The following is a 13,968-nucleotide window of genomic DNA, read 5'->3' as shown; positions in this document are numbered from 1 at the left end:
AGCGGTTGAGGTGACGGAAAGAGCGGTTGAGGTGACGGAAAGAGCGGTTGAGGTGACGGAAAGAGCGGTTGAGGTGACGGAAAGAGCGGTTGAGGTGACGGAAAGAGCGGTTGAGGTGACGGAAAGAGCGGTTGAGGTGACGGAAAGAGTGGCCGGGGTGACGGAAGGAGTGGCTGGGGTGACGGAAGGAGTGGCTGGGGTGACGGAAGGAGTGGCCGGGGCGACGGAAAGAACAGTCGAAGTGACAGAAAGAACCGCTGAAGCGACGGAAATTGAAGTCATGGATAGAATCCCCAAAATCGTGGATAGAACCCCGAAATTCGTGGATAGAATCCCGAAAGTCGTGGATAGAATCCCAAAAATCGTGGATAGAACCATCAAAATCATGGATAGAACCCCAAAGTCATGGGTTGAACCATCAAAGTGCCGCGTAAAATCCCCGAAACAAACAGATTCATCTCTCTAAAACTATAATTTTCTGTAAAATTCAGATATTTTGTTGAAGTTTACGTTAGCGTCAATGATATACTGATGAAAAATGGGAAAGGGGAGATGGTGTTGAAGACGATTCAAGAAGTGGCTAAGCAGTTTAAGGTTTCAACACGGACAATTCGCTATTATGAGGAGCTGGGGCTGCTTCATCCCAATCGATCATCTACTAATCAACGAACCTTTTCAAAAAAAGAATTAGCGAAGCTTAAGCTTATTTTCCGAGGAAAGCGGTACGGTTTTTCACTTGAGGAAATTAAGGAGATGGTATTGCTGTTTGATTATGATCGCACGGGCATTCAGCAGTTGGAGCGTACGGTCGAATATGGGGAACAAAAAATTGAAGAGATTGATGGCAAAATCGCAGAGCTTGTACAGATGAAAAAAGAGATACAGCAATTACAAGGCATATTTACAGAAAAATTAGCGACTTTAAAGGGAGAGATGCTAGATGAATAGTTCTAATTTGTTAGCACGGAATGCGCGAAAATACCCTATGAGTGAAGCGGTTATTTGTCAGGGAAGACGAGTAACTTATCGTGATTTAGATGAGCAAGTGACACGTTTTAGTCATGCTTTAGTAGAGCAGGGTGTGCGACAAGGCGATAATGTAATCATTTTTATGCCAAATGTTGTAGAGTTTGTTGTTAGCTATTTTGCTATTCAGCGCATCGGGGCTATTGTCGTTCCAGTAAATGCGAAATTTACGTTGCAGGAGGTCGAGTATGTAGCTCGGCATGCTGATGCTAAAGCTATTTTAGTGCATGAGGCAATTTTTGCAGCAGTTGAAAACATCACAGTAGTTCCTTTGAAAATCAAAACGGGTCAAGAGCACGTAGGCTGGCTAAACTATGAAACACTTATTGAACATGCGAGCACTCAAACAATTGATTGCCAGTTGAATGAAGAGGATGTCTCAACGATTTTATATACATCGGGTACAACGGGAAAACCAAAGGGTGTGTTGTTTAGTTATCGTAATATTTTATCTGTAGCGCAAATGATTGCAGTGGAAATGGAAGTAAAGCCAGAAAGCCGGATCCTTCTAATGATGCCGTTAACGCATTCAGCTCCATTACATTTATTTTTAATGGCCGGGGTACTTGTAGGATCAACAAACGTGTTAACACCAACGTTTACACCTGATTTATTTATTGATTCAATGGAGCAGGAGCGGACAACGCATTTCTTTGGAGCACCTGTCGCATATTTGTTAACTGCCCAACTGCCAAGATTGCAAACAGCTGATTTATCATCGATGAAATGGTGGGCATATGGTGGCGCACCGTTATCACAAAACGAAGTCCGTCATTTACAAAAAGCTTTTAGAACAGAAAATTTAACTTGTGTCTATGGCTTAACAGAGGCTGGTCCAAACGGTTCAATATTGCTTGGTGAAGAGCATGCAACGAAGGCGGGGAGCGTTGGACGACGTGCACCACTTGGAGCGGAGCTGCGTATTATCAACGACAATGGAGAAGATGTCAGTGTTGGTGAAGTAGGAGAAATTGTGTTGTTCGGTGAGAGCAATATGGTGGGTTATTACAAGGATGATATCGCAACAAAGGCTGCATTTATAGATGGTTGGCTGAAAACAGGTGACTTAGCTCGCTTAGATGAGGACGGCTATATTTGGATTGTCGATCGTAAAAAGGATGTCATTTTTTCAGGCGGTGTGAATATTTATCCGAAAGAAATCGAAGATCGTATGTTGAGCTATGAGGGAATATTTGAAGTTGCTGTAATAGGTGTACCGCATCCGGAGTGGGGAGAAACGGTGAAGGCTGTTTATGCTGCTAAAACAGAAATTGACGAGAACGAACTTAAAGCTTATTTGGAGGAGCATCTTGCTAAATATAAAATTCCACGCATCTTTGAACGTGTGGAAGCGCTACCACGAAATGCATCAGGCAAAATACTAAAACAAACGTTGAAAGGACAAGAGGTGAGATAAAATGAAGGTTTTACAGCAGGAAGAACTGAAAACAACAAACTTTTTTAAAGAGAATGATACACTTCAAAACGTTTTAGAAATGATGCTAGATAAAGAGTTTGCGGAATATGCAACACGTGAGCTAACGGATTTCGGTGAGCTTTGTGCCGGAGATATTGATGTGAGAGCTAAACATACGGATAGAGAGGGTGAACCTCGATTACAAAGGTATAATGCTTATGGTGAAGAAGTGTCGGAGATTTGGGTCAATGACGGCTATAAAAAAACAATTGAAGAGACGTACAATACTGGCATTGTTGGCTATGTGCATAAAGATATTCCGCAATTAGGTAGAAAGGGCAACTATGTGTATAGCTTTGCTCAAGGCTATATACTATCACATGCTGAACCAGGCTTTTACTGTCCTGTTACGTTAACGATGGCAACTGCTTATTTACTTGATCATTATGCGAGTGATGAGGTGAAGGAGCGCTTTTTACCACATGTTTGTGCAACTGGAGAGACAGAGCTCTATGAGGGGGCTACATTTTTAACGGAGCGCCAAGGTGGCTCTGATGTCGGAGCGAATGTTGTAGAGGCAAGGCAGGACGGCAAGCAGTATCGTTTATATGGTGAGAAATATTTTGCATCTAACGCTGGAATGTGTGGAGTGACCATGGTATTGGCACGCATAGAAGGGGCTCAGGCAGGTTCAAAGGGTTTAACATTGTTTGCAGTTCCATGGAGAAAGGATGATGGCACAGTTAATAACCTGCGTGTTCGGCGTTTAAAGGATAAACTTGGTGTTAGAGCAGTACCTTCTGGTGAGGTGGAATTTGATGGGGCGCTAGCATATGTTGTCGGTGACCTAAATAAAGGGATTTACTATATGTTGGAGGCGCTTAATTTATCAAGAATTTGCAATGCAGTTGCCTCTATCGGCATCATGCGCCGCGGTTATTTAGAGGCGAAGCACTATGTGGCAAATCGCCATGCATTTGGTAAACCTTTAACGCAATATCCTATGATTCAGGATACACTAGGAAAATTCGCTGCCAAGCTTCATGTAGAAGTTGCCACAGTTTTTGACCTTATTCAGCTGTACGATAAAGTAACTAGTGGGCAGGGGAATAAAGAGGACATCATTTTGAATCGCTTGTATATTGCAATCATGAAAAAAGAAACGGCAGAGCAAGCTGTGCATTATGCGAGTGAAGCCATTGAATTACATGGCGGAAACGGCTATATTGAAGATTTTGTTACACCACGGTTATTAAGAGATGCTCAGGTCCTTACCGTGTGGGAGGGGACTGCGAATATTTTAGCATTAGAGCTCATTCGCTTAGTTGATAAGTTTCATGTGCATGAAATGTTTGTTCGTGTCATGGAGGAACGTCTAGAAAAACTAGCTGACAATTCATTAGTTGAAATTGTAGTAGAGCAATTAGCAAAGCTAGATTCAACTTTGCAAACATTTAGCCGTTTAGATGATGCAACAAAAACGTTTGAGGCAAAAAAGGTCGCAGAGCAAATGGCACATGTATATGAAAGTGTTGTAGCAGTTGAATGGGCACACAGATTCGGCGGCAAATATGAGAAGCTAGCAGATATTTATTTAGAGAACACATGGGCATTACGAGAAATGGGTGCACCAATGAAAACGGTACAGTATTTTTCAGACATTGTTTAACTTTTTGCAGCGGGTGTCCAAACAAAATAGAGGAACCCAGTCAAAGAATGCCACGTCCTGTGGCGATTATACTGAGCATAATTGATTTGATGAAGAGTCGTCTCGAATGGAGGCGACTTCTTTGATTTTCATGTATAATACAATCAACTGAATATTATAAAGGTTCTTTACTTAAGTAAAGTGAAAAGGGAAATCGGTGTAATTCCGATGCGGTCCCGCCACTGTAAGTGTGAGTTTTTTCAATCTGCGCCACTGAAAATTTCGGGAAGGCTTGAAAAAGCGTAGAAGCACGAGCCAGGAGACCTGCCTTTATAGAAAACACGTTGTAGCCTACGAGGATAGGATGGTGGATTTTGTATATGTATATTGTGCAAATTTGACCCCCTCATTTTTTTATGATGAGGGGTATTTGTTTTGTAAGCTGAATATCGATAAATTTGACAAAGAGGGCGATAACCCTACAATGTTAGGTGATAAACCTAAAAAGTTGGGTAATAACCCCCACAATGTTGTGCGGAAACTCACGGTGTAGGCGATAAATCCACAATGTTGGGTGATAAACTCAAAAAGTTGGGCGATAACCCGCAGCGTTAAGAGATAAACCCAATGTTGCGCGACAACTCCACAACCTTAAACGATAAAAACCCAAAATGTGTCGATCAATCAGAAAAACAAGTCGTTAAATACTTTATGCACAGATAGACTAAGGGGGATTCACATGAAGAAATTTTGGAAAATAGGATTATCAGCATTTTTAGCTGTTAGCTTGCTTGCAGCATGCAACACAAAAGAGGCGACAAATGACAAGCCGTCATCTGCTGAGCAGCAAGAGACATCAAAAGTAGATCAAGCAACATTCCCAATAAAGATAACGGATGCTACTGGCAAAGACATTACGCTAGAAGCACCCCCTGAGAAAATAGTCTCTCTTATTCCGAGTAACACTGAAATTTTATTTGGTCTTGGCTTAAATGATGAAATAGTGGGTGTATCAGATAATGACGATTATCCAGCAGAGGCTACTAAAAAAGATAAGGTTGGCGGTACAGATTATAATATTGAACAAATTATTGCGTTAACGCCAGATATCGTTTTTGCACATGCATCGGGTATGAGTTTTTCAAAAGGAGCAATTGAACAGCTTGAGGCTGCAGGTGTGAAAGTATTTGTTGTAGCGGATGCTAAAAACTTTAATGAGACTTACATGACGATTAAACAGCTTGGTCGTGCAACAGGAAAACTAGAAGAAGCTAAGAAAATTGTCACAAATATGAAGGCAAAAGTTAAAGAAGTTGAAACAAAACTTGAGGGTGTTGAGCCAAAGAAAGTCTTTGTAGAATCGTCGGATGAGCCACAGATTTATACAGCTGGTAAAGGTACATTTATGAATGAAATGCTAGAAATGATTCATGCTGAAAATGTGGCAGCAGATGTAAATGATGACTGGTATCCAATTGATGCTGAACAAATTATCGCGAAAAATCCAGATGTCATTGTTGTGGCATATAATTATGTACCGAATATTTTAAAGAAAATTCCACAACGTCCAGGCTTTGAGACAATTACTGCCGTAAAAAATAAAGCGATTGTACAAGTGGATAAAAGTACGACAAGTCGTCAAGGTCCACGATTAGCAGATGGTCTTGAGGAAATAGCAAAGGCTGTTTACCCAGAGGCGTTTAAATGAGTAAAACAATTGTAGCCTATGTAACAGCAATTACGCTCTTAATCATTAGCATCTGGTGTGGTGTAGCGATAGGCTCAGTTCATATTCCATTAGAAGTATTGTGGAATAAGGCAGCCGATGAAACAGCTGCCAATATTTTATGGAAGATTCGTTTACCTCGAGTGATGCTAGCAGGGCTTGTTGGGGCATCACTTGCTATTGCAGGGGCAGCTTTTCAAGGTCTATTAAAAAATCCTTTGGCTGATCCTTATACGTTAGGTGTTTCCTCTGGTGCATCAGTGGGCGCAGTGATGACGATTTTCTTTAGTGTTTCATTACCTGTCATCGGTCATTTTACATTGCCAACCTTTAGTATGATAGGTGCCATATTAACGATGGTAGCTGTTATGGGCTTTGCTAGAATAGTAGACCGTTCACTAAAAATGGAAACTCTTATTTTAACAGGGGTAATATTTAGTTCATTTTTAGGTTCCTTGATTTCATTAATGATTGCATTATCTGGTGAGGAGCTACGCCAAGTAATCGGATGGTTACTCGGTTCAGTATCGATGCGTGGTTGGCCTTACGTTCAGATGATCATTCCGTTTGTCATTATTGGCTCCATTATGCTTTGGACACAAAGACGTGAGTTAAATGTTCTGTTATACGGTGAAGAACGTGCGAAGCATTTAGGTGTCAATGTTAAGCGTAGTAAATATATTATTTTAGTAGGTGGATCCATGCTGACAGGAGCAGCGGTAGCTGTTTCCGGAACAATTGGCTTTGTTGGTTTAGTTGTTCCTCATATGACGAGAATGGTTTGGGGTTCAGATCATCGTCATTTATTGCCATTATCATTTTTAAATGGGGCAACTTTGCTAATTATTTGTGATCTAATAGCAAGAACAATTATTATGCCAAGAGAATTGCCGATAGGTGTCATTACTGCATTTATTGGGGCGCCCGTTTTTTCCTATATTTTTTATAAACAACGTAGAGGCAAGGGGGTACGGGCATGATTGTTGTTGAACATCTTTCCGGTGGTTATGAAGACGTACCGATCGTCCACGATATAAGTTTTTCCGTTGAAAAAGGTAAAATACTAGGGATTTTAGGGCCGAATGGTAGTGGGAAATCCACACTGTTAAAAGTAATAAGTGGCATACTACCAGCAACAGCAGGCACTGTATTAATTGATGATAAAAATAGTAGCTCTTACACTGCTCGTGCATTAGCAAAGAAGATGGCAGTGTTGCCACAATTACATGCTAATGCCTTTTCAAACAGTGTAAGGGAGGCTGTATCGCTTGGACGTTATCCACATCAAACTGGCTTCTTTTCAAGCTGGTCTGATCGTGATGAACAAGCAGTGCAACATGCAATGCTGCAAACAGGTGTGAAACGCTATGAACAGACATCGATGGAATTTTTGTCGGGCGGTGAACAGCAAAGGGTTTTTGTCGCCCAGGCTCTTGCACAAACAGCGGAAATATTGCTGCTAGATGAGCCGACCAACCATCTAGATATTGCGCATCAACGTCAAATTTTAGATATGGTACGAAAGGAAGCAATAGAATGTGGTTTGACCGTTATTATGGTACTGCATGATATGAATTTAGCTTCTCTTTACTGTGATGAATTATTACTAATGGAGGAAGGGCGGATGCGGGCATTTGGGGCGCCACATGAAGTATTAATCGCTTCGCAAATCGAGGACGTTTATCATGCACGAGTGGCAACTTATGCACATCCAGAAATGCCAAAGCCTCAAATTACAATGATGCCAGCCTCCGTTGAACATCAGCAACGTGCTGTCATTAAAAAAGAAAATTTCACTGTTACAGATCATTTCATTCAGCTTCAATCAGAGTTTCCTTTAAAAACGGTGTCCTCAGCTGTCCATAATCCAGGTATCGGTTGGTATGATTGTCTGTTAAATCGCTCTGTACCAATAGATTATGTGATTAATGATGTAAAGAGAGAGGTCGCAGAATTTTTACAAAAGGAGCACTTTTCATCTACAAGTACAGTCGTTATGCTAACAGCTGTGCCAACAAATCTTGTCGCTATTAATGAATTTCCAGCTTCCTTTGGTAGCGTTCTTGTAGTTGTTACGGCTGGGGTTGGTAATGCTGTTGATGTATCTCGTGCACATGAAAGACAAGATGAACCATATATTGGTACTATAAATACGTGGGTCATCGTGAATGGCTGTTTATCAGAAGAAGCGTTTTTCCAAGCAATGATGACGGCTAATGAGGCGAAAACAAAGGCATTGCAATCAGAGAATATTCGTGATGAGCTTAGTGGTACGATTGCAACAGGTACTGCTACAGATAGTTTATTGATTGCAGCGACACAAAAAGGGGAAGAAATGCTGTACGGCGGTCCCATTACTGATGTAGGTAAGATCATCGGTAAAGGCGTTTTTGAAACGACTGTACAGGCAATAAGAAATTATCTTCATTCAGTAAATGACTCTCACCGTTGAAGGTGGTGAGATGATTGCTAATGTGGTTCCTTATAATGGGTGTCCAAACACCTACTGAATGAAGATAAGCCTCCGGCGGATGTCACGGATTTTGAATTGTGCTTGCACAATTCAAAATCCGGACGCAATTACGCCAAGGCGAAATTGATAAAAAACAATTCTAGGAGATGAGAGAAATGAAGCTGTACACGAAAACAGGCGATACAGGGAAAACAAGTCTTATCGGTGGACGCGTTGACAAAGATAGCTTACGCGTAGAGACATATGGGGCCATCGATGAATTAAATTCTTTTATCGGCAAGGCTATTAGTGAATTAGATCGTGAGCTATTCAAAGATATTCTAATTGATTTAGAAACGATTCAGCATGAGCTTTTTGATGCAGGTGGTGACCTTGCTAATGTTATGAAGGAGCGTCATTATAAGCTTACAGAGCAACCGATTGAAGTGTTGGAATCGCGTATTGATGCATTGTCAGATGAAGCACCACCGTTACAACGCTTTATTCTACCAGGCGGTGCACCAGCAGCTGCAACTTTACACATTGCTCGCACAGTAGCACGTCGAGCAGAGCGTCAAATGGTAACGCTTATGAAGGAAATCGAAGATGTACCGACAATTGTACAAAAATATTTAAACCGTCTATCTGACTATTTATTTGCGGTTGCACGTGTTGTGAATTTCCGATTGAATGTTGCGGATATTGAATATATTCGAAGCGGCAATGTCTTTAAAAAATAACTACCTAAAGTTGTGGTTATTGTGATGAATTCATTTTTCAATGAGTACTTAGAAGATTTATCGGAACAATTTTAGCTTTTATCAGAATAATTTCAGTTTTTATCAACTAAGGGCGACCTCTCGGGGATTAGTCACAGATGAGACCGCGATTAGGGGAACGAAAGGCTATAGGCATCACGCGCACTTGAAAAGTCGATTTGTCATCAAAAACATGATGCAAATCGACTTTTTTAATATCTAAATACAATCAAAAGACGGATTTATAATATAAGTGAATAAATCTCTTTAGTGGTTAATAGCCCGCTTTGAAAATAGGGTGGCTTTTCTTCTTGTAAAATGTAAGAATATAAAATTATCAGAAATATTTCCGTTTTATGTTGACTGAATGCTCACTCATTTATTAGAATAGGAATATAATGATTGAACTAGCAAATTTACTACAAAGAGAGAAACTTACGACAAACTAAAGGGGGGACCAACCATGAGTCCATTAGTAATTGCAAACATTGTTCTAACAGTCGTGGTTGTGCTTTATGCAGTAGGGTTATTTTTCTATCTGTTAAAAACACGCTATAAGTTTGTGCAATTGGGGAAAAAGGTTGAGTTTGATGAAAGTGTTCAAGAACGAATTCGTTATCTTATGGTCAATGTACTTGGCCAAAATAAGCTATTAAAAGATCCGAAGAGTGGTTTAATTCACGTTATGTTCTTCTATGGATTTTTGATGGTGCAGCTAGGCGCCATTGATTTAATTTGGAAGGGGTTAGCACCTGGATCACATTTGCCGCTTGGCATTTTCTATAGTGTGTTTACATTTTTCCAAGAGCTTGTAGTATTAATGATTTTAGTGGCGGTCGTGTGGGCATTCTACCGTCGTTATGTAGAAAAGCTAGTACGTCTAAAACGAGGCTGGAAAAATGGGCTTGTGTTAATATTCATTGGCGGGTTAATGGTATCCACATTGCTTGCAAATGGTATGGGACTAATTTGGCATGGTGAAGAACTAACTTATACAGAGCCAGTTGCTTCTGGCATTGCTGCTATTTTTAGCTTCTTACCAGCATCAGCAGCGGCAGTTGTTTTCTATGTAATGTGGTGGGCGCACTTATTAATTCTATTAACATTCTTAGTGTATGTACCACAATCGAAGCACTTCCACTTAATTGTGAGTCCAATCAATGTGTACATGAATCGTTTAGATCGTACAGGTACTTTAACACCAATCGATTTCGAAGCATTAGAAAATGCTGAAGATGAAGAGGATATTCCAGCAATTGGTGTTGGACGTATTCAAGACTTCACACAAAAACAAATGCTAGATTTATATTCTTGTGTAGAGTGCGGACGCTGTACAAATATGTGCCCAGCGTCAGGGACAGGGAAAATGCTATCACCGATGGATTTAATCGTGAAGCTACGTGATCATTTAACATTTACTGGTGCTGTTGAGATTAAGCAAAAGCCTTGGGTACCTTATCAATTCTTTGCTAAAACAAAGGGGAATCAGTTAGCGATGGCAGCTGGTGCTGAGGGGGCAGTTATTGAAGATATTTACAGCCCTTCTTTAATCGGCGAAGTCATTACAGAAGAAGAGATTTGGGCATGTACAACTTGCCGTAACTGTGAAGATCAATGTCCTGTTATGAATGAACACGTCGATAAAATTATTGATTTACGTCGTTACTTAACAATGACTGAAGGAAAAGTAAACCCTGATGCACAACGCGCGATGACAAATATCGAACGTCAAGGCAATCCTTGGGGCTTAAACCGTAAAGAAAAAGAAAATTGGCGTGACCTAGATCCAACAATTCATATTCCAACAGTGAAAGAGCTGAAAAAATCAGGCGAAGAAATGGAATATTTATTCTGGGTAGGTTCAATGGGGGCGTTTGATAACCGCTCACAAAAAATTGCCTTAGCATTCTGTCGTCTATTAAACGAGGCGGGCGTGAAGTTTGCGATTTTAGGAAATAAAGAGAAAAACTCTGGGGACACTCCTCGTCGTTTAGGAAATGAGTTTTTATTCCAAGAGCTGGCGACAGCGAATATTGATGAATTTGAGAAAAACGACGTGAAGAAAATCGTTACAATTGACCCTCATGCTTACAATATCTTTAAAAATGAATACCAAGACTTTGGCTGGAAGGGTGAGGTCTACCACCATACAGAACTATTGAATCGATTGATTGATGAAAATCGTCTAGCGTTAAATTACGAAGTTCATGAAACGATTGTGTTTCACGATTCTTGTTATTTAGGTCGTTATAACGATGTTTATGATGCACCACGTGAGATTTTACGAGGTATTCCAGGTATTAAGCTTGTGGAAATGGAGCGTAATCGTGAAGAAGCAATGTGCTGTGGCGCAGGTGGCGGCTTAATGTGGATGGAAGAGCATGTCGGCAACCGAATTAACGTAGCAAGAACAGAGCAAGCTTTAGCAACGAATGCTTCAGTTATTTCTTCTGGATGTCCTTATTGCTTAACGATGCTTGAGGATGGTACGAAGGCAAAAGAGGTTGAGGATACAATCGGTACATTCGATGTTGCAGAACTATTGGAGCGTTCAGTATTTGGTGAAAAAGTGAAAGCTGTCGAAGAGTCTGTTGAAGAAGCAGCGGATGTAATGGTTGAAGAAGTAGTAGCTTCTGTGGATAGTGTCGAACAAAACGAGAAAGTAGAGACTAGCGCAGAAAAATGATGGTTATTGCAGAGATATTTTAGTTATCTGAAAAATATAAATTGCACAATAAATAATTGTTTTGTAGAATAAGATTAAATGGAAATGGGAGTTGTACTTAAAACTCCCATTTTTCATCGATAGAGGTCGAGCGAGCGTTCAGTCAACGTTGATGCTCTTATACTTCTTCTAGAACGTAAAACAAAAGGGGTGTTTTACTTGAATAGAGCAGTAATTTTAGCAGGAGCAAGAACTGCATTTGGTAAGTTTGGAGGTTCACTATCAGCATTAAGCGCCAGTGATTTAGGCGCGATCGCCATAAAAGGGGCACTTGAGAAAGCGAATATTTCGCCTGATGAAGTGGATGAAGTAATTTTAGGCTCCGTTTTACAAGGGGGACAGGGCCAAATTCCTTCAAGGCAGGCTGCGATCAAAGCAAGCTTACCAATAGCAGTGAAAACAGAAACGATTAACAAGGTTTGTGCGTCAGGGATGCGTGCTGTAACACTAGCGGATCAGCTAATTCGATTAGGGGACGAAGAAGTAATAATCGCTGGTGGTATGGAATCTATGTCCAATGCACCGTATTATCTACAAAATGGTCGAACAGGCTTACGCATGGGCGATTCAACAATGGTAGATGGCATGCTATATGATGGCTTAACATGTGCTTTCGATAAGACAAGGCCGCATATGGGAAGCTACGGTAATGTAACGGCCAAAGAATATTCGTTAAGCCGTGAGGAGCAGGATGCTTGGTCTGTTCGCAGTCATGAACGTGCACTTGCAGCAATTGAAAAAGGTTACTTTGCTGAAGAAATCGTACCTGTGGAAATTCCACAACGTAGGGGAGAGCCGCTTCATGTCGATACGGACGAGGCACCAAGAGCTGGTACGTCAATAGAAGTACTTGCAAAACTCAAGCCAGCCTTTGATAAGGATGGAACGATTACAGCAGGTAATGCACCTGGCGTTAACGATGGTGCATGTGCCTTAGTAGTAATGAGTGAGGAACGTGCAGCGCGTGAAGGAAGAGAGCCGCTGGCGGTGATTATCGGCCATGAAGAGCTTGCGATTGAACCAGAGAACTTCCCGCAAACACCAGGGCTTGTCATTAACCAATTACTTAAAAAGACGGGGAAATCATTAGCTGACATTGATTTGATTGAAATCAATGAAGCATTTGCAGCAGTAGCTCTTGTCAGCAAGCAGCTGGCGGATTTAGATGCTGAAAAGGTCAATGTTAACGGTGGTGCAGTTGCGTTAGGTCATCCAATCGGAGCATCTGGAGCACGCATTATTTTAACACTTGCTCATGAACTAAAACGTCGTGGCGGTGGTATCGGAATTGCTGCTATCTGCTCAGGTGGAGGGCAAGGCGATGCGATTATGATTGAAGTACCGAAAACAGGGGGACACGAATGATGGGAATTCAAAAAGTAATGGTTATTGGTGCAGGGCAAATGGGCTCTGGCATTGCACAAGTTTGTGCACAAGCTGGCTATGATGTAAAACTGAACGACATGAAACAAGAATTTTTCGAACGCGGTTTAGGAGTCATTACGAAAAACCTAACACGTGATGTCGAAAAGGGGCGTAAAACTGAGGATGAGAAGGCAGCCATTTTAGGTCGTATTAATATGTCACTAGATTTACAGGATGCTAGTGATGTAGATATTATCATCGAGGCTGCTGTGGAGAATATGGAAGTGAAGCAATCCATCTTTAAGCAAATTGATCAGATTGCACCGGCACACGCCATTTTAGCTACGAATACATCATCTTTACCAATTACGGAAATTGCAGCTGTTACGAATCGTCCAGAGCAAGTGATTGGTATGCACTTTATGAATCCTGTACCTGTTATGAAGCTTGTAGAAATTATTCGAGGGTTAGCTACTAGTGATGAAGTCTACAAAGCAGTTGAAGACATGACAGTAAAACTATCGAAAACGCCAGTGGAAGTAAATGACTTCCCAGGTTTTATTTCGAATCGTATTTTATTACCAATGATTAATGAAGCGATTTACGCATTGTATGAAGGTGTAGCGTCGAAAGAAGCCATTGACGATGTAATGAAGCTCGGCATGAATCATCCGATGGGACCGTTAACATTGGCAGATTTTATTGGCCTTGATACATGTCTATCCATTATGGAGATTTTACATGAGGGCTTAGGTGATAGTAAATATAGACCTTGTCCATTGCTTCGTAAGTATGTGGCAGCAGGATGGCTAGGTAAAAAATCTGGAAGAGGCTTTTACGTTTATGAATAA

Annotated in this window: 11 protein-coding genes and 1 riboswitch; all 11 genes read left to right on the top strand. The window is 41.0% G+C overall.

The features are described 5' to 3' along the window. A partial coding sequence (locus AC3WSK_RS09935; protein ID WP_492535025.1) for a hypothetical protein occupies positions 1–466 on the top strand: 466 nt, incomplete at its 5' end. A 92-nt stretch (positions 467–558) separates the two neighbouring features. Beyond that, on the top strand, positions 559–948 hold the full coding sequence (locus AC3WSK_RS09930; RefSeq protein ID WP_079559364.1) for a MerR family transcriptional regulator: 390 nt from the start codon (positions 559–561) through the stop codon (positions 946–948). Beyond that, positions 941–2,443 (top strand): class I adenylate-forming enzyme family protein, encoded by a 1,503-nt coding sequence (locus AC3WSK_RS09925; RefSeq protein WP_427481634.1) that lies wholly within the window; start codon positions 941–943, stop codon positions 2,441–2,443. The genes AC3WSK_RS09930 and AC3WSK_RS09925 overlap by 8 nt, the downstream gene beginning before the upstream one ends. 1 nt (position 2,444) lies before the next feature. Next, positions 2,445–4,112, top strand: a complete 1,668-nt coding sequence (locus tag AC3WSK_RS09920; protein ID WP_492411929.1) for an acyl-CoA dehydrogenase family protein — start codon at positions 2,445–2,447, stop codon at positions 4,110–4,112. Positions 4,113–4,255: 143 nt separating this feature from the next. Further along, a riboswitch (cobalamin riboswitch) is annotated at positions 4,256–4,437 on the top strand. Between the two features lie 393 nt (positions 4,438–4,830). Then, positions 4,831–5,799, top strand: coding sequence for an ABC transporter substrate-binding protein (locus tag AC3WSK_RS09915; protein ID WP_492411927.1), 969 nt, complete (start codon positions 4,831–4,833; stop codon positions 5,797–5,799). Next, entirely contained in the window at positions 5,796–6,797 is a 1,002-nt protein-coding gene (locus tag AC3WSK_RS09910) for a FecCD family ABC transporter permease (protein ID WP_492411925.1), read from the top strand. The genes AC3WSK_RS09915 and AC3WSK_RS09910 overlap by 4 nt, the downstream gene beginning before the upstream one ends. After that, entirely contained in the window at positions 6,794–8,269 is a 1,476-nt protein-coding gene (locus tag AC3WSK_RS09905; RefSeq protein WP_492411923.1) for an adenosylcobinamide amidohydrolase, read from the top strand. The genes AC3WSK_RS09910 and AC3WSK_RS09905 overlap by 4 nt, the downstream gene beginning before the upstream one ends. A 176-nt stretch (positions 8,270–8,445) precedes the next feature. Further along, positions 8,446–9,009 carry a cob(I)yrinic acid a,c-diamide adenosyltransferase gene (locus AC3WSK_RS09900; RefSeq protein WP_079559371.1) on the top strand — a complete coding sequence of 188 codons (564 nt, stop codon included), beginning with the start codon at positions 8,446–8,448 and terminating at the stop codon, positions 9,007–9,009. Positions 9,010–9,490: 481 nt separating this feature from the next. Continuing rightward, positions 9,491–11,713, top strand: coding sequence for a heterodisulfide reductase-related iron-sulfur binding cluster (locus AC3WSK_RS09895; RefSeq protein ID WP_492411921.1), 2,223 nt, complete (start codon positions 9,491–9,493; stop codon positions 11,711–11,713). 198 nt (positions 11,714–11,911) lie between these two features. Continuing rightward, positions 11,912–13,117, top strand: a complete 1,206-nt coding sequence (locus tag AC3WSK_RS09890; protein WP_492411919.1) for an acetyl-CoA C-acetyltransferase — start codon at positions 11,912–11,914, stop codon at positions 13,115–13,117. Beyond that, positions 13,117–13,968: a 3-hydroxybutyryl-CoA dehydrogenase gene (locus tag AC3WSK_RS09885; RefSeq protein WP_079559374.1), complete on the top strand. Its 852-nt coding sequence runs from the start codon at positions 13,117–13,119 to the stop codon at positions 13,966–13,968. The genes AC3WSK_RS09890 and AC3WSK_RS09885 overlap by 1 nt, the downstream gene beginning before the upstream one ends.

This window comes from Lysinibacillus sp. EB271-A1-10B (assembly GCF_058791335.1).
Note: the sequence above shows the minus strand (reverse complement) of the source record. Positions and strands in the feature narration are given on the sequence as shown.

What these genes read in the sequence shown, in the direction of transcription:
- AC3WSK_RS09925 (WP_427481634.1), top strand. Translation starts at nt 941, where the DNA reads ATGAATAGTTCTAATTTGTTAGCACGGAATGCGCGAAAATACCCTATG.
- AC3WSK_RS09920 (WP_492411929.1), top strand. Translation starts at nt 2,445, where the DNA reads ATGAAGGTTTTACAGCAGGAAGAACTGAAAACAACAAACTTTTTTAAA.
- AC3WSK_RS09915 (WP_492411927.1), top strand. Translation starts at nt 4,831, where the DNA reads ATGAAGAAATTTTGGAAAATAGGATTATCAGCATTTTTAGCTGTTAGC.
- AC3WSK_RS09910 (WP_492411925.1), top strand. Translation starts at nt 5,796, where the DNA reads ATGAGTAAAACAATTGTAGCCTATGTAACAGCAATTACGCTCTTAATC.
- AC3WSK_RS09905 (WP_492411923.1), top strand. Translation starts at nt 6,794, where the DNA reads ATGATTGTTGTTGAACATCTTTCCGGTGGTTATGAAGACGTACCGATC.
- AC3WSK_RS09900 (WP_079559371.1), top strand. Translation starts at nt 8,446, where the DNA reads ATGAAGCTGTACACGAAAACAGGCGATACAGGGAAAACAAGTCTTATC.
- AC3WSK_RS09895 (WP_492411921.1), top strand. Translation starts at nt 9,491, where the DNA reads ATGAGTCCATTAGTAATTGCAAACATTGTTCTAACAGTCGTGGTTGTG.
- AC3WSK_RS09885 (WP_079559374.1), top strand. Translation starts at nt 13,117, where the DNA reads ATGGGAATTCAAAAAGTAATGGTTATTGGTGCAGGGCAAATGGGCTCT.